The following is a 26,590-nucleotide window of genomic DNA, read 5'->3' as shown; positions in this document are numbered from 1 at the left end:
GTGCCTCCACCATCTGAGCTCTGCGCACCGTCAGTGCCCGCAGAAACTGGAGCTTCTCATCCGGCAGTGTTCGTCCTGCTTCTGGACGAAAAGCCATAAAGCGCGCAATCAATTCCGCATCGATCTGATCGGTTTTCGCGCGTTTCCCCATGGCGAGTGCGAAAGCTTTGATCTGTGCTGGAGGCAACTGGACGGCATTGAGTCCCATACTGATGAGAACACGCCAGAGTGCCCATTCCTGTCCACCGGTGGCTTCAAATCCAACCGTGAGACCGTCCGGCATACTCTGAAGAGTTTCCAGTAATCTGGCATGGCCATCAGGTGAATTCTGAAAACGAAATCTCTGCTTTTCTGGCAGGCAAAAGCCATCAAGCCAGTCTCGAGACACATCTACTCCAATGACCGTTTCCGAAGACATATCACTCTCTCTCTTTCTTATGTTCGCGGTCCCGGAACCGGGCCGCCGTCAACTGTTCGAGACGGTGAAGAGAGGCGAGATCAGCCTGCTAGAAAACGTGGTCAGGCTACCAGGTGTTAAGCGCTGTATCTCACCTCATGAACGACCCTGGCCAGGGTCGTTCATGAGGCCATCATAACAGGCTGGAAACACATAAGGTGTTTAGTCCCGGGGTTTGATGGTGTGGTATTTTCACGCGAGTGGAAGGAAGCCTTATGGGACAGATACGTCATGGCAGCGCCACGACCACGCACGCCGTGCGAGCAGCAATACAGCGATCGCAGGCTTCGCTCGCGACGCTGAGCAAGAAGTTCGGGGTCAACCCGAAAACAGTTGCAAAGTGGCGGAAGCGTCAAACGGTTGAGGATCAGAAGACAGGTCCCAAAGAGCCGCGATCCACAGTTCTGTCCGAGACGGACGAAGCAATGATCGTGGCGTTTCGCCGGCATACGTTGCTGCCGCTGGATGACTGCCTTTATGCCCTGCAGGCCAGCATTCCCCATCTGACACGCTCGGCCCTGCATCGCTGCCTGCAGCGCCACGGAATATCCCGGCTTCCGGATATCGAGGGAGACAAGCCCAGACGACAACGTTTCAAACGCTATCCCATCGGCTTTTTTCACATCGATATTGCCGAGGTCCAGACTGCTGAAGGCAAGCTGTATCTCTTCGTCGCCATCGATCGGACCAGCAAGTTCGCTGTCACACAACTCGTCGGGAAAGCCGATCGGAAGACCGCCTGGGAATTCCTCGAATATCTCCTGAGCATCATTCCTTACCGGATCCATACCATTCTGACCGATAACGGCATCCAGTTCGCTGATCAGCCCCGTAACCGCAATACGGCCTGGTCTCGCCCCATGCGCTTCGACATGATCTGCGAAGCTCACGGGATCGAACATCGTCTGACGAAACCCAATCATCCCTGGACGAACGGTCAGGTTGAGCGGATGAACCGGACAATCAAGGAAGCAACCGTCAAACGCTTCCATAATCCAACCCATCAAACCACGGGACTAAACACCTAGATGATTTGGAGAGTCTTAAGTAATCAATTTTTCGTTTGAAGCGAAGGAGACTAATCAACGATGTCTGCTTGTTTGTAATAGGATCTAAAAGCAGACCTTTCGCTTCCCCCCCCCAAAGCCGCTGCACAACCGATAAAGGATTGTGGGTCTATGCGGGGGTGTAATTCCTCACGCCCGGAATGGCAGAGGCGATGAAACCATCTTTTCCAGAGTTGTTTTTGTCCGAGGACAAGGGCTCCAAATCAGCACATAGGAAGAGCATTTTAGAGACGATTTCATGCATACTACCCTATGTCCGATAAAGTAAATTAACGGACATAGGGGTGGGAAGGGGGCAATTTTCAAAAAAAAGACGGAGACTTACCTTTTGAAGATATTAGGGTGTTTGGTGCTGTTGCTACGTGCCGTTTGGTGGTATTGAAGGCTTATAGGCGAGAGACACAGCGCGCCTTCCGGCCTGTGAAATAACGGAAAAGTCTCTCAGACAAACAGTCATGTCATCCTGTTCGGAGTATGGCGCAAATCAGGCCCTGTGATTCATCCTTCCGGTCGAGGATTCAAATGACGATTTCCCTTGAAGCGCTCAAAAGGCAGGCACGACAGGAAAGCCGGTCAGGTGCTTTGTCTTATACGCAGGCTCTCGAAAAACTCTCCCAACGCCACGGATTCCGGACTTTCGCGGCTCTGAAAGCCAGTCTCGCCAAATCGTCGGCGGTACATGCCCCAAGCTCTGCTCCCAGTGGGAGCGGAAGCGCCCGCCTTCGCGGAGAAATTATCGGACCTATCATCATCGGTACGATCCGGGACAATCCTCATCCGATCTCGATGGATCAGCTCAAAGCTATGGGTGGAAAGGTGTATGAAATGTCTTTTTCTGACATTGACAGCAAGCAGCGCTATGCAGAACTCGTCGCGTCCGGGAAGGTGATCGATCTTGGAGACTATCCGGAAAACGACGCGTCATAGGATCAGTGGTTCCTCCGTTCGCCGAGAGGCTCACCCGTCTCAGCCTTGAGCTGGGACGACTGGATCAGGCGCTGAGACGCGGCTCCGCTGTACCTGCCGTCCTGTTCCGACAGCGCCTGGATGCGATCCAGCGCCATAGCGCTGTCGACGGCTGGCTGATCGATCCCTGGTATCTGGTTGCCGAACTGCACGGCCTCGTGCCGAAAGTGGTTGGCCAGGACGGCTATGAACGCGGTACGGTCGTGGATGCGGCATCCCATGCCTTTACGCTCTGGCGCTGGTACGCTCGCCCGGATGCTATGCAGGCGCATGCCATTGCGGAAGCTGAAGCGTTCCTGAAAGATCAGTCATCAGGGTGGGGACCGATCCTTGATGCGGGGATCGTTTTTCATCGCTGGTTACAGGCCGGTCATCCTCGTGCTCCCTTCTGCGCGGCGTTAAGCCGGCACTGGCACTCCCATGATATCCTCCGGACGCCCTTGATCCTGACCGGCATAGAAGCACTCACTCCAGGAACACCTTGGGAGATCAAGCCCTGGCTATGCCGGTGGCTCGATGCTCTTCTAACCGAAACCCGGGACACGCATGATCTTCTGCACCAGCTAGAGCGAGCCAGAACACAGGCGCTTGAGAAGTGCGGCGTACAGCGTCGTCATTCCCGTGCGCCCCAGGCGGTCAATGTGCTGGCGATCCAGCCGCTCGTGTCTGCCTCCATGCTGGCGGATCGTCTGGGGATGTCGATGAAAAGCGCACTGCAGCTTCTCAGCGCATTCCAGGACCGAGGCATTGTAGTGGAAGTCACGCACCGGAGAGCTCATCGCATGTTTGGTCTGGCTGGCATGGGAGCGCTCCGCGACGTCGTGAAACCTCCCACACGACCCGTTCCCGGCCGAAAGCACGGCCGGCCCCGTAAGGATGATCCTTTCACGACGCAATCTATCCCGGACGAAGAGATGACGCAGCTCCCGCCGCCGACGCGGTTGGACCCGCTTCAGTTCGACTATGAGGATCTGGCTGCAGCCATGAATCAGGCTGATGAAGCCATGTTGAGAAGCTCCCGGCTAATTGCCCGTCTCAAGGGACAGAAGGCCAGCTAGGCCCCTCGTCTGTTCAGAGAACCTGAAGGGATGCCTCTTGCAACGGCTTCTCGAGCTGCAGGGCGACCGGTATGGGGGCCGTCAGCCAGCTTTCGATCTCCTCCTGGCGTTCCAGAATGACGGGCATGGCTTTGGGATGATAGGGCGCGACCACCGCGTTGGCTTCCGTGGTCAGGAACCGTAATGGGTTATGAATCCTGAGACTCGAATGACAGATATTTTAGCTATTCGAATTGAAAGCGGACTTCTGTGAGTGACGACGAGAGAGTAGAAACTTGCGAATTTTATTCTCGTACGCGCCCTCGATATGATCTCCGATTTCATCGCCACGCTGTTCACATCCACCATTATGCTATTTGGTGTGATATGCTCCCGTTAGAGGGGGGGGGGCGTCGTATGACGATATTGACTTAAATATAAACTTATAAATAGGGTCTCCTACGAAGATCGATGAGGCGAGGCGATTAAGGATGAGTAACTACATTTTATTTAATATTGACAACACAGCAGACTTCGAAAAACTGAAGCATTGCGTAGAAATATTCAATAGACATATAACAAACGAGGATCATCCACCTATAGAGGCATTGAAATCCGAATTAGGAGGCGAATTTGCAAAAAAATTTCCGACTTATACAAAAAAAGAGGATGCAGATTGGCGAGAGCGCTGGTTTAATACTCCAGTAAATATTCGAAAGCATGACCCTAGTTTGAAGAGGCGAATGAGTTTTGAATCTCTGGTATCTGGATTGCTGGAAAATGATTTTCAGTATTTGCGTGTTGCAAGAGATGATGAACAGATAGGGCGTTTAGAGTTCGGTTCTACATCTTGGCCGTATGGGGGCTTAACACAGTTAAAAAACCTTGTTCGAGTATTTAGTCACCGTATTATTGGCATCGAAGACGGTACTGGATACACTTACTTAAGTCTAGAGCACGACAAAGAAATCTGATCTAGAGCACGTGGAGGGATCGAAAAACCCCTTGGCTCTGACCTGTTCTCTATGATTCCATTTCTCTTGCGTTGATTGGAGTATGGATCATGAAGCAGCCGGGTTTCTTTGATGTTGAAGAGCGGTTTGCTCGGCTGAGCGGACTTGGTGACCAGCTTGAAGCATTTTCCCGGACTGTGGATTTCGAGGCGTTCCGCCCTGATCTGGAGAAGGCACTGGCTTATTCAGACGGAAGCAAAGGCGGCCGTCCCCCGTTTGATCCTGTGCTGATGTTCAAAATTCTGGTGATCCAGACGTTGAACAATCTGTCCGACGAGCGGACGGAATACCTGATCAATGATCGCCTGTCCTTCATGCGTTTCCTTGGTCTGGGACTGTCGAACCGTGTGCCGGACGCCAAAACAATCTGGAGGGATCGAAGAACCGTTGGTTGGTGTGTATTGGTTCTGATTTTGGGCTTTTGGCGATTTGATTGACGGTTCTTTGGGTCACATTCGCTCTGCGTTTTGAAGAGATAGGGGACTGCCTCCCTGCTGGATTGCTATGCTGCAGTGCTGATCCGTTCCAAAAAGAGGAAGCGGCGCATGTTGTAGACGATATTGGCCAGCCCGATCCTCATGGTGGCCCGGGTGATACCGACAGTTCGGATGAACAGTCCCGTCTGTGATTTCTGATCGGCAAAGACATGCTCGACACGCGACCGGATCACGGACTTTCCGGCGTTGGATCGCTGGATATGCCGGGGCATCGGTTTGAGATGCGGCTTTTTTCTGTGAACCCTCGAGACAAAGCCCTGCTTTTCCATGAAGTCCTCATTGGCTTTTGAACGGTAGGCCGTATCCGCCCAGACCGTTGAGGCTGTATTGGTTTTATCCAACAGGCCCTCGCGTAGTCTGGCGCCATCGCTGGCAGCGGCATCCGTTGTCTTCCATGTGCGGATCAGCCGATATTTCCGATCAATGGAAATATGCGACTTGGAGCCAAAGAACGGAATGGCGAGATCCGTGGAAGGGATCGTCCCGTCCTCCTGCCGTCTGGCCTTGGTAAACTTCAGTGTCCATCGCGCATGCCTGTCCTTGTGGGACAGCTTTGACGGCCTGTCCTGCCACTCCTGTGGGATCCGTCCTTCCCGCAGAGTCGTCTTTTCATCGTTGGTATTGCGCTGCTTTGGAGCCGCCACCAGTGTCGCGTCCAGGATCTGGCCCGACATCGGCAGATAACCGGCGTTCCTCAGGGTCGCATCAAAGCGATTGAACAGATTCTCAATGGCACCCGCCTGGGTCAGGCGTTCACGGAACAGCCAGAGTGTTTTGGCATCCGGCACACGGTTCGACAGCCCCAGACCAAGGAAACGCATGAAGGAGAGGCGATCGTTGATCAGATACTCCGTCCGCTCATCAGACAAATTGTTCAGCATCTGGATCACCAGGATTTTGAACATCAGCACCGGATCAAACGGCGGACACCCGCCTTTACTGCCGTCTGAACAGGCCAGAGCCTGCTCCAGATCAGGGCGAAACACCTCAAAATCCACAGTCCGGGAAAACGCTTCAAGCTGATCGCCAAGCCCACTTAACCGAGCAAGCCGCTCTTCAACATCAAAGAAACCCGGCTGCTTCATCTTCCATCCCCCAATCAACGTAGGAAAAATGGAATCATAAAGGCCAACCCAAAACCAGTGGGTTTTTCGAACCCTCCACGTTGGAGAGGGTCTCCTCAACTTTGAGGAGACCTACAAGAATGAGCAGAATGGTCAGGAATACCGCTGCTACAATCTCCCCAAGGACCTGACCATCACGCTCGTTGCCGGATACCGCTCGGATCTCCGGCTCAAGATCGTCCGTCGCTGGATGGAGCTGGAAACCGGCAGCAGTCCGGTTGCGGTATCGCCGGTGCCTCAGCCGAAACTGGCCGGGCTGGGCCGCACCTTTGCGGACATGCGCCGGATTGCCAAGCTGATGAATCTGGACGACGCACAGGCGGCCATCCATGCCTCACATGCTGTCGAGCGGCTGCATGGGGTTAACCCCCTTGAGCTGATGGACATCAAGCGGATTGAAAGCCCGACGCAGAAGCCGTTTTTCACTGTCAGCGAACTGGCGAAACGGGAAGGGTGGCAGTCCGCCCAGTGGCTGAACAGGACGCTTCTCGCCATGAGGCTTCAGGACCGCTCCGGCAGTGACGACAACCCCTGGACTGCGACAGAAGCGGGCCGGCCTTACAGTCGGCTGGAAGATGCGCCGATCAAAGGCCGTCGTTCCCGTCAGATGCTTCTCTGGTCGGCAGAAATTATCCCGCTGGTTAAGCAGCACATCGCGCAGAGCACCGCACCGTACTCAGCCATCACGGCCGCCGAGGATGTGGCTCTTGTCGGAGAGGGGGCGTGACATGACCGCTCTGATTGCAACCTCCATCACCGTCACGTCCGAGAACCGTCGCCTCAATCGCGTCAATTCCAAGCTTTCTTACTGCGCCGAGGACAGTCGGAAAGAAGGGGACGTGATCAAGCGCTGGTCCCGCGCCCGGAAACGGGTTGAGGCACTCCCGGTCCGCAGTTCGCGCGATCTGCTGGCCAAGGCCCGCATGATTGCCACGGATGTGCAGGGATTTGATGACCCGGAGACGATCGAGCAGTTCGTGCAGGACGTCATCACGGTCCTGAACCAGCGCCGACGATGAGGGACAGGGGTCACTTCAGACCCCGTTCTCAGCACAATCCTGAAATTCACCGGCTTAGGCCGGATATCCGAGAGTTCGAAAAATGGTTGAAACCACCACGCGCCCGAAATGCATCCAAGCACCGATCGCCGACCTCAATGGTCTTCGCGAAAACCTGGAGAACCTCGCATGACCAGTAGCAATTCTGCCTTCTTTTCTGACGTCGAATATGATGCCCGGTCATCGCGAACATTTGGCCCGACGCAAATCGACCAGGCCGAGACCGAACGCCTGACAGCACTGGTTGAGCGCCCCGAACTGATCCAGACGATGCCGGATTGCGCTGACGCTCTGAATTTCCTGGAAGCCAAGATCGCCTCGATCGAAGGCCAACTGGAGACATCCCGCATTGCCGCGGCACAGCGAGGTGCAAGCGATCATTATCTCGACTGGCATATCCGCGCGCACCATGCGTTGACGGTATCGCAGTTGCAGCACCGGCGCGTTCTCAAGCGCAGAGGTGTTCTGAACTATATCGAAGCCGAAAACCGAAAGCAGGATCGCGCCTGCGACATCGAGGAGCAGAAACGGCTCCGGGGAGAAGCTGCTGCACGGCGAGCTGAAGCGGCAGCTCAGAATGCCCGGACCCAGCTCCAGATCGTGTCAGTCGCTGCCGAGAGGACTGTCCATCGAAGGGTGTGTCAGCTGGTTCTGCAACGCTTCGGAGAAGAGGTGCACCGGGAGCTTTTTGATCAGGCCAGATTGCTCGTTCAGACGGGGCATGGAGCAGAGGCTGCCGAAGCATGAGTGAGAATAATCCATACAACGGAGTGCAATGGGCGAACTCTCTTTGTCTCGCAATGTGTATTGTAGGAAGCATGGCGGTTCTGGTTGCTTCTATTGTAGCCCTGCCGCGTGAAAGAGAACTGACATGCTTCATTCTGGGGCCGCTTTTATGGGCCACAGGATTTCTCGGGGCGTTTCTCGTGGAGCGCTGGAGCAAGAGAATTACAGGCCGTGAAATCGAAAGGATCAAAGCGGAATATGTAAGGAACGATTCCGACATGAGGACGGGAGAGTGCAATGAATGAGTCTCTTGAAGACACCCTGACCTTCGAGGACGTTCTCACGCGCCTCAAGGGGCGTGTCGGCCGGACCAAGCTGAGGGAACACCTCAGCCGCGTCCGCGAATTCCACGGAGGTCCGACGCACCGTCGTTGGGGTCGCCGCATCATTTTCTATCCGGCGGATTACAAACGCCTTTTATTGAGCCTGGAATGCCCCTCAAACTCTTCAAACGCGCCAGATCGGAAACGTACTATGTCCGTGGAACCGTCAAAGGACAGAGCGTTTATGAGAGCTCAGGAACTTCTGACCCCCAGCAGGCGGAAGAATACCGGGCGAAGCGCGAAGCTGAACTCTGGCAGGAAAGCATCTATGGCAAGCGGGCCGTTGTAACCTTCGCCCATGCGGTCGCTGCCTATGTCGAGGCAGAGCCACGTTCCGAGGCGACGAAGGCCTATTTGCGTCGCCTTCTGGAGCATTTTGGCACCATGCGCCTGGCTGAGATTGATCAGACAGCGCTCGATCAGGCCTATCGTCACATTCTGCGCGATGGAGCACAGGCCAGTCCGGCCACGAAGGGATCCGTCCTCACTCCTCTGCGCTCCGTTCTGGAGTTCGCTGCTGTCCGGAGATGGTGCGAACGGCCGGCATTCGACAAGCCGCGGATTCCAATGAGCCGAACGGTTTACCTCAGGCCCGGGCAGGTGACGGACCTGGTCGATAATGCTGCACCGCACCTGAAGCCGTTGCTCATCTTCCTGTTTGGGACAGGCGCCCGCATGTCAGAGGCTCTCGAACTGGACTGGGCCTGCGTGGATCTGAAGGGAAAACGGGCTGTCGTCTGGCAGAAGCAGGGGAACGAGCGGCATATCGATCTGCCGCCTCGCGTTTGTGCATCCCTGGCGTCTCTACCCAACCGGGACGGCCGCGTGTTTCGCCCCGTTCGTGCCCGGAAGTCAAAAAACGGGGAGGGCAGGGAAATCGGAGAGGCCTCTTCTGAAAATGGGCGGACCAGCGGCGGACAGATCAAATCCGGATGGTCAGTGGCCTGTCGCAAAGCGGGGCTGCCCGGCCACATGCGCGTGTGGACACCCAGAGGGCAGAAGAAACCGAAGAGCGTATTCGTTCCTGATGTCACGCCGCATGATGCCCGCCACACCTGGGCAAGCTGGCAATACTGCCTGCACAAGGATCTGATGCGCCTCAAGGCTGACGGGGGATGGGGCAACATCACGACGGTGACGCGCTATGCCAAGGTGATGCCAGACGCTTACCGGGAAGAGATCCTGGAATGGCTCGGGATCAGTGTCTGAATGACCTACGGCCGATTCGCATGAGCGCGCAGGATCCCGCGCAGAGTGCACGGATTTTGCACGGATATTCTCGTCTGAAGTCGGATTGTCCCGGAGTTAAGCGGTCCCCAATGGCAGTAACCATTTGGTTTCTATAGCCAGAGAGCTAAAAAAAGATGCTTAATTTTCAAGGGGTTTCTTACCGGACCGAGTGGTGGGCGCAACAGGGATTGAACCTGTGACCCCTACCATGTCAAGGTAGTGCTCTACCGCTGAGCTATGCGCCCCCGGTCCGGTGAGGCGGTTTCTAGCTGTGTCCCGAAAACCTTGCAACCCCCTGTGGGACGAAATATGAAAAAAATATGCAACTTCCTGTGCCACTGACGTCCTTCAGGGTGAATCGACCGCGGAATACTGCGATTCCTCTGCTTGTCTCGTCTCCACATTCCGGACGGAATTATCCGTCGGATTTTCTCGACAGGGCTTCGCTCTCCTTTCATGAACTGCAGCAGAGCGAAGACCGGTTTGTGGATCGGCTATTTGAAAACGCACCGGATTTTGGCGCGACGCTGATCTGTGCCGAGCTTCCCCGTGTGTGGTGCGATGTGAATCGCGACTGGCGTGAAGTGGATGCGGAAATGTTTGATCCGCCCCCCCCTGAGGACGAGGTCCTGCTTACGGCGAAGGTGAAGGCGGGTTTCGGGGTTATTCCGCGCTATGTGTCACAGGGACGGCAGGTTTACGGACAGCCTCTTCATCTCTCTGAAATAAAGGCCAGGATTACCGCGGCATGGCTGCCCTATCACGAGGCTCTTGCAGCGCTCCTGAGCGAAATGAAGGCGCGGTTTGGCTATGCCGTTCTTCTGGAAGCCCATTCCATGCCCAGGCTGCCTTATGCGCGATCGTGTGATATGGTTCTGGGGGACGTTCATGGCCGAAGCTGCGTCTCCGGCTTGCCGGACATGATTGAAAACATGCTCGGAAGCCTCGGCTATTCCGTTCGTCGGAATGTTCCCTATGCCGGTGGGTATATTACCCAGTATTACGGCCGTCCCGAACAGAACATCCATGCCGTTCAGCTGGAGATCTGTCGCTCCCTTTATCTGAATGCCGCGACGCTCAAAACCGGGGCCGGGTTTGAACAGACGCAGCGGAACATGCAGTCTCTCCTTGCGGGGCTGGCGGCGTGGGTTGGGAGCGGAGCCCTCTCGCAGTCATCCGCACCGGAAGAAGCGCTTGCGGTTGAGGCATCGTCTGCTTAGTACGGATATGCCTCCGTTCTTCTTTCCTGTGGGTTACAGAAGACAAGCCTACCTTTGATCTGTAGTTCTGAGGGCTGGGTTCTATGCTTGCAGGCGGGATGTTGCAGTGATTTTTCAGGACAGGGCAGGCTATTCGTTTCTCAGGCGGCCGGAGAGCGGTCACGTTGAGGTTACGACCGAAGAACTGTTCTTCGATCTGATTTATGTTTTCCTTGTCACCCAGATCAGTCATGGACTGCTGCATCATCTTGGCGGGATGGGTTTTCTCCAGACGTTTGTTCTGTGGTTCGCGGCCTGGCTTGGATGGCAGTATACGGGATGGGTCACCAACTGCTTCGACCCGCGCTCGACCTCGTTGCGCTGTGTCCTGTTTGCCTCCATGGCGCTTGCTCTCTTGTGTGGCGCGGCGGCTCCGGAGGCCTTTGGAGCAAGAGGGCTGAGTTTTGCGATCTGCTACACGATCATGCAGGTCGGTCGATCGGCCTTTGTGGTGTGCAGATTACCCCATAACCACGCGCTTCTTCCGAATTACCAGCGCATTCTGGGGTGGAACCTGATCAGCGCTGTGTTCTGGATCGCTGGCGCATTCTATCCTTCCGATCTGCGGCTCGTATTCTGGAGCATCGCCGTTCTGTGTGAATACGTTTCTCCCATGTTCGGTTTCTGGCTTCCGTTTCTTGGACGCTCGCATACGTCCGACTGGACGATTTCAGGCAGCCATCTCGTGGAGCGGTGCCAGCTTTTCGTCATGGTGGCACTGGGCGAAACCATCATGGCTTCCGGATTGTCCATGGCGCGGTCAGAGCAGTGGACAGCGCCGGTTTTGCTTGGGTTCTGTGTGAGTTTCCTGTGCACGGTCGCCATGTGGTGGCTTTATTTCGGGACCTCGATCAGGCAGGCCGAACATGCCATCACGCACTCATCCGATCCCGGGCGCCTCGGGGCATATTTTCATTATATTCATGCCATCCTCATCGCGGGCATTATCGTGACGGCTGTCGGCATGGATATCCTTCTGGAAAATCCCCTTGAGGCCGTGTCAGGGCCCGCACTGTCCGTCATGATTGCGGGACCAATCCTCTATCTTTTCGGAAGCTGTATTTATGGACGGATCGTGACGTCCACATGGTCTGTCTGCCATCTGGTGGGACTGGGCGGATTTGTGATCCTGTTTTTTGCGGGTGCGGCATTATCGCCCCTGATCCTCTGTTCGATTGGCACCCTCATGCTTCTGGCGGTGGCCTGGTGCGTCGAGCAGGGGAAAAGGCAGGACGCCTGAGAACCGGGAAATAATGGCTGGCGTGACAGAAGTCAGTCCGCGGGGTCATTCACTTCATGAGGTTGGCGGCGGATTTCCTCGGAATAATCCGGATCAGGCGAAGCGTTGGCGGGGCGCTGGATACGGCTCTGGGCCCTGAGTTGGGGAAACGGAATGCTGGTATCAAGAAGCCTGAGATCATAGGCCAGGGATGCAGTGTATCCGCTGAGCAGAACGCGCCAGTCCAGTCGGTATCGCAGTCTGGCCTGTGCCCGCGTCAGGATGCCCGTCGTGCAGTTGTCGGTCAGGGTATTATACCATGCCGGGTGTTGGACCAGTGTGTGGATCTCCTGCAGGTAGCTCTCGAACAGCCTTCTGCGTTCTGCAGGCGATAGCGTAAGACGATAGAGATAGACGCGCTCATGCCGGACATCCGTCCGCACACCAATGAGGTCCCGTTCGTCAGCCGTGACGTAGAAAATCTCGTAATGGTGGAAGAAACCGGCAATTGTCGAATACTGGAATTTCTTCTGACGACGTGTCTCGATGGACATGGCGACATGCCGTCCATCACGAAAGCCGAAGCTCAGAAAGACATGCGCGATGGCATTGCCCGCCCAGTAGGATGTGACGAGATCAACGGATGAAAGGTCGTCCAGATTGTATGTCGCGTCGTAATAATGCGGGGTGTAGTCCTGCGTGGTCCGGTAGACGAAGTTCCGGATATTCCGGATATGGGCGAGGTTTCCATCCATCATGACATCAGCGGGGACAGCATATTCCCCCTGCCATTCTCGGTCATTGCGCGGTGGGTCGGTGATATACCAGACGCCAACTGCGCCACACAGCGTGCCAACACCGGCCCGGGAGGCCAGCCTGCTTGGTAGACGCGACGCGCCGGCAACAAGGAGCGGGAAAAGGACCGTCAGGGCAATGCGAAGTCCGTCTGGCTCAGGCGTCGAATAATAAAGCGCGGCGGTTCCAAAGAGGACGAACAGGACAAGTCCCACCCGCTCAGCTGTCTTTCGGACCCGTTGCCAGCGGGATGGCATTTGCGGGTTCACTTGGCGCACGCCTGTTCAAGGGGAGTATAGGTGCCGCCCAGAGAGGTAACCGTTCCTTTTCCGCCCTTGTCGGTTTCGGGTGGAACCGTTCCGTCCTCTTCGAGCTGCCTGATCAGGATGCGGCGGACTTCTGCGGTTGTGACGGGATTGGACTGGGTCGAATGGCCGGAATGACGCACTACAAGTTCCGACCCAACATCCGGAATATGGGCGCTTTCGTACATGACTACGCCGTCATCGGCGGTTTTCAGGGGACCATCCCCCAGAACCGGGATAATGGAATGGCTCTCGACGTCCGAAGCGACGGGAATAGCCGCCAGAGACTGGATAAACGAGCTGCGTGGGGACATGCCGTATACGCTGCCGACGCGCCAGGGACGCATGTTCAGCTTTCGGATTTCCGGCGAGCTTGCGAACACGGCGCGTATAGTCTCCTGAACCGAGACAGGGAATGTCACGAGCCGGCCGACCAGCTGCGCCACGGATAGTCCGGCGACATAGCTTCCATGCTGGGGCGTGGAAATGAAGACGACGCTACGGGCCTCGGGAAGCGGCGACGGGAACAGGGCATCGCGCAGCAGGGTCTCATCGCGCGGGCGCAGGTTCAGGCGATCCAGCGGAACGGAGACCATGCCGTTCCAGAGCCTGTCTCCTGCATTCACAACCAGCATTTTGGTCAGCAGACCGCCCTGACTGTGGCCGATCAGGGTCATTTTTCCCAGAGCGGGATCCGCCTTCGCGCCACCAAGCTGGGCCACGGCTTTTTCCAGCGCCTGACGAAGCTGGAGGGCGGAATAGGGAATGGGGTTTCCCGTCGCATAGGAAAAGAACCAGAATTCATAATGATTTCTGATGGTTGTGTCTTCCATCAGATCATTGACCATGCTCGCCCATCGCGCCGCGCTGGATGCCGTGCCATGCACGAGCACAACCGGCCGGTGGCCATACTGATGAGGTTCGATGGTCAGCAGTTGCGGGTGATCGCCTTTGTTGAACAGGCGCCCGTCGAGGAAACCGCGATATTCGACGGACCAGTCCATCGCGTCATTCAGGCTTTCTGCGCGGGCGGTTGTCTGATCGAACTGGAGCGGCGCCGTCTGCCCGGCAATGGTCTGGTCGATCGGGGTCAGCCGAAGACTGGCGGAAATATGGTCTGAGAGGATCTGCTGCCGGGGCGCGCTCATGACCAGCATCAGGTTCATCGGGACACGCAGCGAATTGGCGATCTGGAAGGATTTGTTTTCCTGCGCGGTCAGACGGGGCAGGGCGCCTACTGGTTCCCCCAGGCCTTTCTGGCGATAGATGTTTTCAATCCCACTGACCGCAAGGCGGGAGACGGGACGGATATCCGTGACATCATGTCCATGCCATCGGAGCTGTCGGGGATCGACGGAAAGGGTTACGGGACCTGACGAGAGGTGCCATTCCTGCGAAACCAGATTGACGGGTGCTCCCAGAGCCTCGGTCAGGCCGAACATGTACAGGTCGCAGGCCTGCCGCAGGTGTGGATCGTAAGGGCTGGGACGCGCGTCTGCAGGGGCGTCCGGATTGATATAGGCGTAGGCATAAAGCGCGGCCGCCATGTAGGCTGCGCGGTCCTGATGGCGCCGTCCCTGCAGGTAGTTCAGCTCCGCCAGGGCGAAAAGCTGATCGTCCAGTGTGCTGGTATAGAAATGTTTCCGGGTCCGGTCCTGCAAAGCGAGCAGCGCCTGTGCAGGATGGGCGTTCCAAAGGGGCAGCAGGTTCTCGCGTTGCAGGACCGTGCGTGTCAGGTTGGTGAGACGATCTCCGGCGAGGGCGCTCTGGTTCCGGTCCTGATAGGCGGATGTCAGGGAAAGCTGCCGGACGGAGATGGGAGAGGCACAGCCTTCCAGACAGAGCAGCGTGACAAGAGAAAACAGGGCCTTTTTCATGGGCTGACAGCTGCCTTCTGGGCGGGGACTTGAAATCCGCCACCTGTCGCCTTGTAGAGATCGACCGAGGCGTTCAGTCGCTGGAGCCTCGCCGAGACCTGGGCGAGCTGTGCCTGCTGGACGATGGCCTGAGCCGTCAGGACGTCGATCCGGCTGGCGTAGCCATTTTCAAGACGCAGCGTCGTAAGGCGCAGGCGGTGTTCGTCTGACGCCACCCGGGAGGTGGTGTCGCCTTCGCGATCTGCGGCGGTCTTCTGCGCCAGAATGGCGTCCCGAACTTCCTTGAAGGCGGAGCGGATGGACTGCTGGTAGAGGATCACCTGCTCGTTCTTCCCGGCTTTTGCGAGCCGGACGCCGCTTTCCGTTCGTCCGAAATCCAGAACCGGAGCCGCCATGGCAGCTCCCAGTGTCCACGCGCGGCCTGTGGCCCGGTACAGGTTGTCGATATCGACGTTATTCACGCCCGCAAGGGAGGCGAGGGAGATCGACGGGAAATAGGCAGCCCGCGCGAAGCCGATATTGAAATTGCTCGCCATCAGCATCTGTTCGTGCATGGCGATATCCGGCCGGCGCTCCAGCAACTCCGACGGTAGAAGGGACGGGGTCGCTTCCGGGACGGTCATGTCTCCGATATTCCGGCCGCGGGGAAGGTCGCTCTGGATGATACCCTGTGGGGACTGGCCGATCAGGACTGCGAGAGCGCTCTCGGCCCGGTCGCGCTGGTCTTCCATGTCCGGCAGAAGTTCATGGACGGTATCGCGCCGTTCCCTCACGCTTTCAAGGGTAAGGGCATCCGTGGCACCAACGTCGTACTGCCGCTGGACCAGCGCCAGAAGATCGTCCTGTGTCTGGGCAGTCTGCTTCAGAAGGGAGACGTCCTCATCCAGCGCGCGGAGGCTGAAGTAGAGTTTCGCAACCCCTGCGACGACCGAGAGGCGGGCCGCATCCATCGCATAGACACCAGCATGAACCCCGGCTTTCGCCGCGTTGCTGAGGCTGGCGTTCTTGCCCCACAGATCGAGTTCGTAAGTGAGCATTCCGCCGACGAACCCGAGATTGCTGGTCTTGTTCGGAAAATGAAGGCTCTGGTTCAGGGCGCTGACCCGTCCGTTCGCGAACTGTCCGTAGGCATCGGCTCCCGCAATTGACAGCATGGGGAGCTGGTTGGCGAAGGCATATCCGTACTGGGCCCTGGCCTGCATCAGGCGGTTGCCGGCCAGGGCAATATCGTCACTGTCACGCAGGGCAGTCTGGACGAGCTGGTCGAGAACCGGATCGCCATAGCTGTGCCACCATGTCCGGTCATCGCGCGCCACGGCGGCGGCTCCCGGCCATGTTGCAGGCAGGGGCATCGGGGGGCGTTTGTAATCCGGTGCCAGCCAGGAACATCCCGTCAGAAGCAGCGGGGCAAGCAGAAGCCATCTGCGCATCATGCGGCTCCTTCTGCCGGATCGGGAGTGGGTTCGCGGACACGGAACCAGATGACGTAGAGCGAAGGCAGGAAGATCAGGGTCAGGACCGTGGCAACGGCCAGGCCACCCATGATGACATCGGCCATCGGGCCCCAGAAGACGCTCGATGCGATCGGGAGCATGCCGAGGATAGCGGCCACGGCCGTCAGCATGATTGGCCGGAACCGGATCATGGCGGCATCGACCACCGCGTCCCATTCCGACTTGCCGGCCTGCTGTTCGATCTCGATCTGGTGGACGAGAATGACCGAATTCCGGATGATCATGCCGACCAGCGCCACAAGACCCAGCATGGCGATGAAGCCCATTGGATGCTGTGAGATCAGGAGGGAGGCGACAACACCAATCAGGCCGAACGGCGCAACACTCAGGACCAGCGCGAGGCGCCTGAAGCTCTGAAGCTGGATCATCAGCACCGCCATCATGATCAGGAGCATCACCGGCATGACCGCGACCACGGACCCTTGGGACTTCGCGCTTTCTTCGACCGTCCCACCGACCGCAAGATGATAGCCGGGTGGCAGGCTGGCATTGAATGCGGCCATTCTGGAGGCCAGTGCGGAGACCGCGGCATCGGGCTGTATGTTGTTCTGGAGCTGGGCCTGAACCGTCATGGTCGGCAGGCGGTCGCGGCGCCAGATCAGGGGATAGTCTTCCACATAGGAGACTGTCGCCACGGAAGAGAGGGGAACAGTCAGGTCGTTCGGAAGACGGATGTCGAGATTTCGCAGCTGTTCGATCGACAGGCGCTCATCCCGGCTGGCCCGCAGGACGACATCGACGAGATAGATGCTGTCGCGCAGCTGCGTGACGGTCATACCGGTGACCGTGGAGTTGATGGCCAGGGCAATGGCGGATGAGGAGAGGCCCAGTCGTCGGGCGTCTTCCTGACGGACATCGATCCTCAGTTTCCGGGCAGGGTCGCCCCAGTCGAAGTTGATCAGGCGCAGATTATGGCTCTCGTCCATGATGCGCGCGACCTGCTGTGCATAGTCGCGGACCCTGTCGGGATCACGGCCGCTGATGCGATACTGCACGGGCCAGCCCACGGGCGGTCCGAGCTCCAGGGCGAACAGGCCATGCACGATGTCCGGAAACTGTCGGCTCAGGGCCTCATCGAGACGATGACGGACACGTTCGCGCGCCGCTGCGTCTTTGGCGACGATTACGGTCTGGGTGAAGAAATCGTTGGGAAGCTGTTCGTCGATCGACAGGTAGAAGCGGATGGCGCCGCGACCGACATAGGAACTCCAGTGGTCGATATCGGGATCGTTGCGCAGCAGGGCGTCCAGCCTGCGGGAGACATCCGCCGTTGCCGTGATTGAGGAGCCCTGTCTTAGCGACAGGTTGACGAGCAGCTCTGGACGATCCGAGGCCGGGAAGAACTGCTTTGGCACAAGCGGCAGCAGGAGCAGTGCCGCAGCGAGCGCGCCGAGGCTGGCAAAAACCGTTACCCGCGGATGGTGCATCGACAGGAGCAGGAAACGCCGGAACGTGGTCAGGATCCGTCCGGGCGGACGGGGCGTTGCGGTTCCGGTCGTTGCTTCGGGATGTTCGCGCAGGATCGTGATCCCGATCAGCGGGGCGACCAGAACGGCCACGAACCAGGAGACGATCAGCGCGATGCCCACCACGGCGAACAGCGAGAACGTGTATTCGCCCGCGATGCTGTGTGCGAAACCTACGGGCACGAAGCCCGCGATCGTCACCAGTGTGCCGGTCAGCATGGGAAAGGCCGTGGACATATAGGCGAAGGTCGCCGCCCGGGCGCGGGTCCAGCCTTCTTCCAGCTTGCTGACCATGCTCTCGACGGTGATCATGGCATCATCCACGAGCAGGCCGAGCGCGATGATGAGCGCACCCAGGGAGACACGCTGAAGGTCAATCCCGAAGATTTCCATGCAGGTAAAGACGACGGCAAGGACGAAGGGGATGCAGAAGGCCACCACGGTTCCCGCGCGGCCGCCAAGGCTGAGGAAGCTGATGCCCAGCACGATGGCGATGGCCTCGAAAAGAGCTTCCGTGAAGTCACCGACAGCGTCTTTCACGACCTTGGGTTGGTTGGCGACGAGATGGGCTTCGATCCCTACAGGCATCCGCGCGTGCAGCTTCGCCATCGTTGCGGAAATATTCTTTTCCATCGCAAGGACGTTGCCGCCGGAACTCATGGAAATCGCCAGACCGATGGCGTCCTGTCCGTTCACGCGGAACATGGCCTGCGGAGGATCGGAATAGGAGCGGGTGACGGTGGCGATGTCTCCCAGCCGGATCTTGCGGCCTCCCGCATAGACCGTGACATTCTTGATGTCCTGCACCGAATTGAACTGCCCGGTGGGCTGGATCCGGATCTGCTCCGTTCCGGTATCGAGCGTGCCGGAAGGCGTGAGGACGTTCTGCGCCAGAAGCGACGATGCAATCATCGCGCTGTTGATCCCCAGCCGTGCCAGATGGTGGCTGGACAGATCGACATAGATTTTCTCGTCCTGCGCGCCTAGCGTCTCGATCTTGGCGACATCGGGGACGTGCAGCAGTTCGTCCCGGACCGTTTCGACGTAATCCCTCAGGTCACGATGGGAAAAACCCTGTGCCGTGAAGGCGTAGATGATGCCGAATGTGTCGCCGAACTCGTCATTGAAGAACGGACCCGCGGTTGTGGAGGGCAGGAAGACCTTGAGGTCCCCCACCTTCTTGCGGACCTGGTACCAGATGTCTGGAACCTTCGCCTTGGGTGTCCCCGACTGCAGATTGAGCAGAATCGTGGTTTTCCCCGCGACCGTGTAGCTTTTGACGTAGTCGAAGTAAGGCGTTTCCTGCAGCTTCTTTTCGATGGGATCTGTCAGGAGATGGGCCGTTTCCTCGACGGAAGCACCGGGAAGCATGGCTTGCAAGACCATGGTCTTGACGGTGAACGGAGGGTCCTCGTTACGCCCCAGGGCGAAATAGGACCTGAAGCCCGCCACACCGATCAGGATCATGAAGAAAAGAACGAGCGCGCGATGGTTGATCGACCAGCGCGACAGGTTCACACCACCGGGGGCCGGAGACTCAGGGGCGGACATCGGCGTCATTCAGCAGCGTGACCTTCTGGCTCGGATAGAGCGCCTGCACACCCGCCGTGACGACACGCTCACCGGCGTTCAGTCCGGATGAGACGAGGACGTCAGTGGCTGTGTAGCTGGCAATTTCGATCTGTCTCAGGGCAACGGTCGATGTGTCGGCATCGACGACCCAGACAGCGGGCCTGCCGTCCTGTGCCGTAAGGGCCGAAGGTGGCAGGCGGATTTCCCGACGGTCCGACAGCGTCATGCGGCCAACCACGACCGATCCTAAAGTCATGTCCGCAGGCGGCGACTGCAGAAGCGCCATGGCCCGGTAAGTCCGGGTCAGGGGATCAGCATCGGGTGCGAGTTCATAAAGATTTGCCGTCGTGCAGAGCCGGGGCTCGGCGTCGAGACAGACCGAAAATGTCCGTCCCATCAGGCCGGTTGCGCGCACAAGGGAGGCCGGGATGTCGAACTGGATGTCACGCTCGCCACTCTGCGCCATGCGCAGGACCGGCTGGCCCGCAGCAACGACTTCCCCGACTTCAGCCAGACGGTCCGTGATGATTCCATCGGAATCCGCCGTCAGTTGCGTGTGCTCCACACCTTCCTGCGCAATCCGCATGCGGGCCTGAGCGGACTGAAGGGTGCTCTGCGCCGTATGGTAGCGGCGGATTACGTCGTCATACTCGTTGCGGGAAATGGCCTGCACCGGGAGAAGGGCAACAGCGCGTTTATGGAGCGCTTCCATCTGGATGAGGTCGGCTTTTGCAGCTTCCACGTCTGCGGTCGCGGTTTGCAGGGTCTGCGTCGCGGCCTCTTCGTCCAGGCGGGCTAGGACCTGTCCGGCATGAACGGCACTCCCGACGCTGACGCTGCGTTCAACGATCTTGCCTGGCAGGCGGAACGACAGGGTCACGGTGCGGTGCGGGGCAACCTGACCCGTCAGGGGTTCTCCGGCCGTGCCGTCGACGGGCTGCACCACTATGGAACGAACGGGCCGGATGTCCGGAGCTGTTGCTTTCTTGTGACAGCCAGCCAGAACAAGCAGAAGGCTGCTGCCCAGCATGACGGGCAATCTGCCGGCAGAAGCTCTCATCGGGACGTTTCCGCCGTACTGGCCGGAGAGGGAGCGAGGATTCCGCTCATGACGGCGTTCCAGGTTTGTTCAAGGTACTGATCGCGCTCCAGGGCTGTTGCGAGAACCATCCGCCCGAAGAGCCTCTGCTGATGGGGCCAACTCAGAAGGAGGGCGGAGAGCACCCGGGATGTCTCCTCGCAACCACAGGTCCTGTTCAGAAGACCGGCCTTTTCGACCTCACCCAGAAGCTTGAACGTGAGCTTTTCCAGCGGCTCAAAGACATGCGCCCCCGCATGTTCGACCAGATCGGGAAAACGCCATCCTTCTGCGATGAAGGTGCGGCTCAGCGCGATGGTGTCGGGTTGCAGTACGAGATCGATCAGCATGCGCATGGTCTGCCGCAGGGCCAGAAGGGGGTCTGCGGTAACCATGTCCTCGGGAGGAGCAGCGGCTCCGAGAAGGCTCTGTCCGAGTTCGGTGATGACCGTCTTGAACAGGATCTCCTTGGAAGCATGACGCCGGTAGATGGTCTGTTTGCCGACCTGCGCGACGGCGGCGATCTGCTCCATGGAAGTCGCGGCATATCCTTTTTCGCCGAACAGGTGCACGGCCGTCTGGAGGATCAGGGCATCAAGTTCTTCGGACATCCTGGTATCAGGCCGTCCTCCATAACGTTTCGTAGCCATGCCATGTCTCCTTGCGGGTGTCTGATTGGCGTCAGGATGGTCTGCCGTCAGTAGACGAGACGGTTCAGTCTCGCAAGAGCATGATCCTTGCAGGTCTGTGGAATTTTTATGTCAGCCCGACCGAAAGAGCCGCTGCAGTATCGCAGCGACATGCTTCTTTCGCGTTAAGAAAAGCCGGAAGCCTATGCAGCCTGGTCGCTTCCGACGTCGCCGGCGTTCAGTTTTTTGCGCGCCATCAGTCCCACGATCAGCATAAAGGCGAGGAGCATGAAGCTGCTGCTGACGGTCAGGCTGGCGCTGATCGACGTCTTGTAAGCCGCCTTCACCTGTTCATGGAGGACGGGAGAGAGCGTCTGGATGGCCGCCATGCCGTTTTCCAGAAATGTGGACACATCAATTTTTTCAGGCAGGGCATTGAGGCTGTTTCGCAGCATCAGGGCCATCACGCCCCCTGAAAGCGCCACGCCCAGCGATCCGCCCAGTGAGCGGATGAATGCCATCATGGCTGTGGCGATCCCCAGCATGTTTCCGGGAACGGAATTCTGGATGATGACCGTCGCATTGGGCATGCCAATGCCCATTCCGACTCCCAGGCATCCAAGACTGAGCAGGAACGAGAGCGCGGGCGCACCATGACGGGCACAAAGCGCAATGAGGGCCAGGGCCAGAAACTCGATACCGACACCGATCACGAGCAGGAGTTCGTAACGCTGCGTCTTCGACGAGACATAACCGCCCAGGATCGAACTAATCATCATGGTGCCGACCTGCGGTAGCATCATCAGGCCTGAGGTTGCGGGAGTTTCTCCCAGGACGAGCTGGTAATAGAGTGGCAGGAAAATCATCGATCCCATCATGGCAAACGACATGATCCCGGTAGCCGCTACGCAGACGGAAAAATCCGCAATCCGCAGAAGGCCCAGACTGACAAGAGGTTCAGGTGCGCGCAGTTCCTGCCAGAGAAACAGCAGGAAAACCGCCGTGCTGCCTGTCAGCAGAAGCAGGGTGAGCGGGGACGTCCAGGACAGGGCGGTTCCGAGGGAATTGAACAGAAGCAGAAAGCCGGCTGTCGCAATCCCCAGAAGTCCGGCTCCGAGATAATCAATACGAGGCCTTTTTTCGGCGCCGCCAGAGGGCAGGCTCAACATGATCAGGGTAAAGGCCAGAAGTCCGACGGGCAGGTTGACCAGAAAGACCCAGCGCCATGAAAGGGCACTGGTCAGCACGCCGCCGAGAAATGGCCCGGTGACGCTGCTGACGGCGAAAGCGCCGGTAAAGAGTCCCTGATACCGGCCACGCTGCTGCGGCGTGACCATATCGCCGATCACGGTCTGGGACAGGGTCATCAACCCACCGGCTCCGATCCCCTGAAATCCCCGGAACAGGATCAGCTGCCACATGCTCTGGGCAACACCGCACAAAAGCGAGGCCAGCAGGAAAGCCCCGATGCTGAATCCGAGCAGGGGGCGTCGGCCGAACATGTCGGAAAGCTTGCCATACAGGGGGGTGGCAATCGTCGATGTCAGCATGAAAGCCGTCACCACCCACGACATGTGGGCCAGACCGCCCAGATCGCTGACGACCGTAGGAAGTGCCGTGGAGACGATGCTCTGATCGAGCGCTGCCATGATCATGGTCAGGATGAGACCGGCAAAAACGCGGATGCGCGTCGAAGGCGTATAGCGGGATGGGAGATCAGCGGAGACGGATTGCACAAAAAATTCCATAATTTCAAAACGTCAGCATCGTTTTCCCATAAGGATCACGACTGTCGGGACGCATTACCTGCCATTGGGCTGCGGCCTGTCATCCGCTTCGGCCAGCCCGGATCAGCGCTAACGGACCACACCCGTCATTATTGATCAACCGTCGTTCCGGCCTGCTACCGAAGCAGAAGAGAACGGTCTTTCGGTTCATCTGGATGAGCCTTTTGCAGATATCGGCTCTGGTTTCCCGTTCAGGCATCACAAAACAGACACTCACAATCGATTGATGGTGCTCATTTATTGTTTGTCATTAAGGACAGTAATTCCCTTTGACTATGGAGTATATTTTTAAAAACGAATCATTTTAATTCAATAAATGATAGAGAAATTCTCATTTCATTTAATATTAACGAATAATGCTATTTCCGTATTCTGCAGTGTGCAGAGCCGTGAGGGTTTCTGCACATTAGCGACCTCCACCTCCGTGAAATCGTCTCAGAGGTTTCGTCAGAAAACCTGAACATTAACGGACGGCGTCATTGTGGAACCAATTATGGAGTAAATGCCGAATAAATAATGAAAATCCCGTTTCTGAATCTGAAATACAAACGTTCACATTGGAGGTAAAATGTCGAACGATATTCATATAGGGTCAAGGCCTTGGGCTATAAGTGGCTTGATCTTCATTGTGAGTTTGACGCTCATCATCGGGGGAATAGAACTTATTTCTCTTGGTGGAACATTCTATTACCTTATCGCCGGCCTTGCCCTGGCAGCAAGCGCCGTGCTGGCCTGGACACGTCGCAGTCTTGCGCTCTGGGTCGTGGCCGTCACAATTTTCGGAACGCTGGTCTGGTCTCTGGCGGAAGTCCATCTGACGTTCTGGGAACTTGAACCGCGCCTTGTCGCATTCATCGTTCTTGGCCTGCTTGTCCTGCTGCCGTGGTTCAGGGGCAGGCTGTTTCCGGTTTCCCGTGCTGCGACACTCACTGTCGGTGGTGTCACCGCGGCAACGTTCCTGACCCTGGTTGTCGCAGCATTGCAGCCAAACGGTATCTCCGGGGCCGCACAGCTGGCGTCCGGCTCCGACGGCGGATCTGATACATCCGTTCCGGATCAGGACTGGCAGTATTATGGCCGCACTCAGGGCCAGGATCGTTTCTCTCCGCTCAGGCAGATCAACGCCGGGAACGTAAAAAACCTGAAGCTCGCCTGGAGCATGCATACGGGCGACACCATGCGGGCTGGTGAAGATCAGGGCGGCACTGATGGTGGGCATGAGTTCAACTTCGAGAATACGCCCATCAAGGTCGACGACACGCTCTATGTTTGTACTGGTCACAGCTGGGTTGAAGCCATTGATGCGGCAACGGGAAAGATCAAATGGAAGTATGATCCCAAGGCCAATACCGGCCCGGACGTCTATCTCGCCTGCCGTGGCGTCGCCTATTACAAGGCTGCCGAAGGAGCGAGCGCAGAATGCCCGGAACGTATCATTGCACCGGTTCTCGATGCCCGGATGATGGCTCTGAATGCCAGAACGGGTAAACCTTGCGAGGATTTCGGAGAGCATGGTTTCATCTCGCTGACGCAGTATCTGGGCCATGTTCCCGATGGTTTTCACTTCGTCACGTCGCCGCCCATGATCATCAGCGATCGTGTCATCACCGGTGGCTGGATCTTCGACAATCAGGCGACGTTCGAGCCGTCAGGCGCTGTCCGTGCGTTTGATCCCATTACCGGCAAGATCGTGTGGGCCTGGGATGTGGGGCATAACCCGCAGACCTGGACGCCAGGACCCAATGATGAACTGACCCGCGATACACCGAATGCCTGGGGCGTCTATACTGCCGATCCCAAGCTGGGCCTCGTTTATCTGCCGACGGGGAATGCGCCGCCCGACTACTTTGGTGGTCATCGTCGTCCGTTTGATGACAAGTTCAGCAGTTCGATCATCGCGCTGGACGCAAAGACCGGCGAACTGCGCTGGCACTTCCAGACCGTTCACCATGATGTGTGGGATATGGATGTTCCGGTGGGACCGTCGCTGATCGATCTGCCCGGACCGGATGGTTCAACGATCCCGGCTCTGGTTCAGACGACCAAGCGGGGCGAATTCTTCATGCTCAACCGCGAGACGGGAAAGCCCGTGGCCGAGGTGGCGGAAAAGAAAACACCGCAGGGTGCCGTTCCGGGAGACTGGACAACGCCGACGCAGCCTTACTCGGTCGGTCTTCCTTCTGTCTCGCCGAAGGATCTGACGGAGAAGCATCTGTGGGGTGCAACGCCGATCGACCAGATGATGTGCCGCATCCAGTTCCGCAAGGCGGCCTATCAGGGGCAGTTCACGCCCCCGCAGTTGAAGGAAACTATTGTTTATCCGGCGTTTGACGGTGTCGTGGACTGGAATGGCGCTTCTGTCGATCCGGTGAACAAGCTGGTCATTTCCACGGCCAATTATATCCCCTTCATGCTCCGTATGGCACCGCGTGATGCCGTCGAGAAGGCGGGTTTTGTGCCCCCGTGGGATGGTAGCGGCAACGAACCGCACGTGAAGGGCGGTGTCTATGGTCCTCAGTACGGTACGCCGTATGTCGGCTACGTCCATCCCTGGCTGAACCCGCTCATGGTTCCCTGTGATGCGCCGCCATGGGGCACGCTGACCGCGATCGATCTCGTCAGCCGGAAAATCGTCTGGCAGCATCCGATCGGCACAACGCGGGATACCGGCCCCTTCGGCACGCACACCAATCTGCCCCTGCCAACCGGCATGTTCAACATTGGTGGCACGATGGTAACCGGAGGCGGTCTCGTCTTCCTGGGCGCAACGGCGGACGACTATCTCCGCGCGGTTGATGAAAGCACAGGCAAAGTGGTCTGGAGAGCACGGCTGCCTGCGGGCGGTCAGGCCAATCCGATGTCCTACATGATCAACGGCAAGCAGTATATCGTGATTGCTGCAGGCGGACATGCAGGTATGGGAACGCGTACGGGCGATTATATTCTCGCCTATGCCCTGGATGACGGGCAGACAGCTCAGGCCAACTGAGCCATCCCGGCGGCAGGGTTTTCCGAGGTGAAAATCCTGTCGCTCCCTTCCATATTGCGCATGTATTCAGGACCACAGATTCCAAAGCTTTACAGCAGGCTGAACAGCGGCTTGCGGTGCCCCGGCATCGTCTTCCCCTCCCAACACGAAAATCAGCGCTTACGCGCGGAAAACAGGCGTTTGATCCGTTTTCTACACGGACAAGTGAGGGGCGGCTTTCTGCCCGTTTTATGAGTGTTCAGATGATAAATAATTCCATTTAAAACAACAGATTAGGTGTCCATTGGGACTAAAGTCCATTCCTAATGGATTTCAGTCCGGTTTTTGTCATCGGGGGAGCTATTTTTTTTGGTTCGGTTTTTTGATTTCTAGGCTCTGCGACTTCTTTTCTGAGGAAGGGGAGACGCGCAGGGAGCCTTTAAATATATGTTGAACCACTATAACGATCCTGGTCGTAAAAAAGGGGTCCTATATGTAAGTACCTTAATACTTCTATGGATCCCTTGTGGACTGAAAGCGCAGGACATTTCGAAAGTACCTGT

Annotated in this window: 21 protein-coding genes, 1 tRNA gene and 2 pseudogenes; 13 read left to right on the top strand and 11 right to left on the bottom strand. The window is 57.5% G+C overall.

The features are described from left to right. A partial coding sequence (locus KP701_RS12415) for a transposase (RefSeq protein WP_215747379.1) occupies positions 1–418 on the bottom strand: 418 nt, incomplete at its 3' end. 254 nt (positions 419–672) lie between these two features. Between KP701_RS12415 and KP701_RS12410 the strand changes: the two are divergent. The 3 genes and pseudogenes from KP701_RS12410 to KP701_RS12400 all read left to right on the top strand — a co-directional run. After that, positions 673–1,461, top strand: a pseudogene (locus KP701_RS12410) (IS481 family transposase); the annotation flags it as partial. Positions 1,462–2,046: 585 nt separating this feature from the next. Beyond that, positions 2,047–2,451 carry a hypothetical protein gene (locus tag KP701_RS12405; RefSeq protein WP_215747378.1) on the top strand — a complete coding sequence of 135 codons (405 nt, stop codon included), beginning with the start codon at positions 2,047–2,049 and terminating at the stop codon, positions 2,449–2,451. 5 nt (positions 2,452–2,456) lie between these two features. Continuing rightward, positions 2,457–3,548, top strand: a complete 1,092-nt coding sequence (locus KP701_RS12400) for a hypothetical protein (RefSeq protein ID WP_215747377.1) — start codon at positions 2,457–2,459, stop codon at positions 3,546–3,548. A 13-nt stretch (positions 3,549–3,561) separates the two neighbouring features. Here KP701_RS12400 and KP701_RS12395 read toward each other — a convergent pair whose 3' ends face one another. Continuing rightward, positions 3,562–3,702 (bottom strand): hypothetical protein, encoded by a 141-nt coding sequence (locus KP701_RS12395; protein WP_252345600.1) that lies wholly within the window; start codon positions 3,700–3,702, stop codon positions 3,562–3,564. Positions 3,703–4,018: 316 nt separating this feature from the next. Here KP701_RS12395 and KP701_RS12390 point away from each other — a divergent pair, with 316 nt between their 5' ends. Together KP701_RS12390 and KP701_RS12385 are read left to right on the top strand one after the other, a co-directional pair. After that, a complete protein-coding gene (locus tag KP701_RS12390; protein WP_215747376.1) occupies positions 4,019–4,501 on the top strand; it encodes a hypothetical protein in 483 nt (160 codons plus the stop codon). A gap of 86 nt (positions 4,502–4,587) precedes the next feature. Then, a pseudogene (locus KP701_RS12385) lies at positions 4,588–4,929 on the top strand (transposase); the annotation flags it as partial. A gap of 113 nt (positions 4,930–5,042) precedes the next feature. On the opposite strand, the gene KP701_RS12380 reads toward KP701_RS12385, so the two are convergent. Continuing rightward, the gene (locus tag KP701_RS12380) at positions 5,043–6,122 is read right to left on the bottom strand and encodes an IS5 family transposase (RefSeq protein ID WP_215747375.1); all 1,080 of its coding nucleotides are present in this window, start codon (positions 6,120–6,122) and stop codon (positions 5,043–5,045) included. A 229-nt stretch (positions 6,123–6,351) separates the two neighbouring features. Between KP701_RS12380 and KP701_RS12375 the strand changes: the two genes are divergently transcribed. The 5 genes from KP701_RS12375 (at position 6,352) to KP701_RS12355 (ending at position 9,537) form a co-directional block, all read left to right on the top strand. Next, positions 6,352–6,888 (top strand): hypothetical protein, encoded by a 537-nt coding sequence (locus tag KP701_RS12375; protein WP_252345599.1) that lies wholly within the window; start codon positions 6,352–6,354, stop codon positions 6,886–6,888. A 1-nt stretch (position 6,889) separates the two neighbouring features. Next, positions 6,890–7,180: a hypothetical protein gene (locus KP701_RS12370; protein ID WP_215747374.1), complete on the top strand. Its 291-nt coding sequence runs from the start codon at positions 6,890–6,892 to the stop codon at positions 7,178–7,180. Between the two features lie 168 nt (positions 7,181–7,348). Further along, on the top strand, positions 7,349–7,966 hold the full coding sequence (locus KP701_RS12365) for a hypothetical protein (protein ID WP_215747373.1): 618 nt from the start codon (positions 7,349–7,351) through the stop codon (positions 7,964–7,966). Further along, entirely contained in the window at positions 7,963–8,250 is a 288-nt protein-coding gene (locus KP701_RS12360; protein WP_215747372.1) for a hypothetical protein, read from the top strand. Before KP701_RS12365 ends, KP701_RS12360 begins: the two co-directional genes overlap by 4 nt. Positions 8,251–8,436: 186 nt before the next feature. Next, positions 8,437–9,537, top strand: a complete 1,101-nt coding sequence (locus KP701_RS12355; protein ID WP_215747371.1) for a site-specific integrase — start codon at positions 8,437–8,439, stop codon at positions 9,535–9,537. A 191-nt stretch (positions 9,538–9,728) separates the two neighbouring features. On the opposite strand, the gene KP701_RS12350 is transcribed toward KP701_RS12355, so the two are convergent. After that, positions 9,729–9,803, bottom strand: a tRNA-Val gene (locus tag KP701_RS12350). Between the two features lie 75 nt (positions 9,804–9,878). Between KP701_RS12350 and KP701_RS12345 the strand changes: the two genes are divergently transcribed. Together KP701_RS12345 and KP701_RS12340 are read left to right on the top strand one after the other, a co-directional pair. Next, on the top strand, positions 9,879–10,778 hold the full coding sequence (locus KP701_RS12345) for an N-formylglutamate amidohydrolase (protein ID WP_215747370.1): 900 nt from the start codon (positions 9,879–9,881) through the stop codon (positions 10,776–10,778). Positions 10,779–10,884: 106 nt separating this feature from the next. Then, a complete protein-coding gene (locus KP701_RS12340) occupies positions 10,885–12,057 on the top strand; it encodes a low temperature requirement protein A (protein WP_215747369.1) in 1,173 nt (390 codons plus the stop codon). Between the two features lie 32 nt (positions 12,058–12,089). Here the strand turns inward: KP701_RS12340 and KP701_RS12335 are convergent, their stop codons facing one another. The 7 genes from KP701_RS12335 to KP701_RS12305 all read right to left on the bottom strand — a co-directional run bounded on the left by KP701_RS12335 (position 12,090) and on the right by KP701_RS12305 (position 23,008). Continuing rightward, the gene (locus KP701_RS12335; RefSeq protein ID WP_215747368.1) at positions 12,090–13,088 is read right to left on the bottom strand and encodes a DUF4105 domain-containing protein; all 999 of its coding nucleotides are present in this window, start codon (positions 13,086–13,088) and stop codon (positions 12,090–12,092) included. Positions 13,089–13,096: 8 nt separating this feature from the next. After that, positions 13,097–15,013 (bottom strand): alpha/beta fold hydrolase, encoded by a 1,917-nt coding sequence (locus KP701_RS12330; RefSeq protein WP_215747367.1) that lies wholly within the window; start codon positions 15,011–15,013, stop codon positions 13,097–13,099. Continuing rightward, complete coding sequence (locus KP701_RS12325; protein WP_215747366.1) at positions 15,010–16,446, bottom strand: efflux transporter outer membrane subunit; 1,437 nt, start codon at positions 16,444–16,446, stop codon at positions 15,010–15,012. Before KP701_RS12325 ends, KP701_RS12330 begins: the two co-directional genes overlap by 4 nt. Further along, entirely contained in the window at positions 16,443–19,553 is a 3,111-nt protein-coding gene (locus tag KP701_RS12320; RefSeq protein WP_215747365.1) for an efflux RND transporter permease subunit, read from the bottom strand. Before KP701_RS12320 ends, KP701_RS12325 begins: the two co-directional genes overlap by 4 nt. Next, positions 19,531–20,625, bottom strand: a complete 1,095-nt coding sequence (locus KP701_RS12315) for an efflux RND transporter periplasmic adaptor subunit (protein WP_252345598.1) — start codon at positions 20,623–20,625, stop codon at positions 19,531–19,533. The genes KP701_RS12320 and KP701_RS12315 overlap by 23 nt, the downstream gene beginning before the upstream one ends. Beyond that, positions 20,622–21,293, bottom strand: coding sequence for a TetR/AcrR family transcriptional regulator (locus tag KP701_RS12310; RefSeq protein ID WP_252345597.1), 672 nt, complete (start codon positions 21,291–21,293; stop codon positions 20,622–20,624). The genes KP701_RS12315 and KP701_RS12310 overlap by 4 nt, the downstream gene beginning before the upstream one ends. 182 nt (positions 21,294–21,475) lie before the next feature. Further along, positions 21,476–23,008, bottom strand: a complete 1,533-nt coding sequence (locus KP701_RS12305; protein WP_215747364.1) for an MDR family MFS transporter — start codon at positions 23,006–23,008, stop codon at positions 21,476–21,478. Positions 23,009–23,627: 619 nt separating this feature from the next. On the opposite strand from KP701_RS12305, the gene KP701_RS12300 reads away from it, so the two are divergent. After that, positions 23,628–26,048, top strand: a complete 2,421-nt coding sequence (locus tag KP701_RS12300; protein WP_215747363.1) for a membrane-bound PQQ-dependent dehydrogenase, glucose/quinate/shikimate family — start codon at positions 23,628–23,630, stop codon at positions 26,046–26,048. Positions 26,049–26,590: the final 542 nt, after the last annotated feature.

The sequence above is a fragment of the Gluconobacter sp. P1C6_b genome (assembly GCF_018811945.1).
GTDB lineage: Bacteria > Pseudomonadota > Alphaproteobacteria > Acetobacterales > Acetobacteraceae > Gluconobacter.
This window is presented reverse-complemented; position numbering and strand designations above follow the sequence as displayed.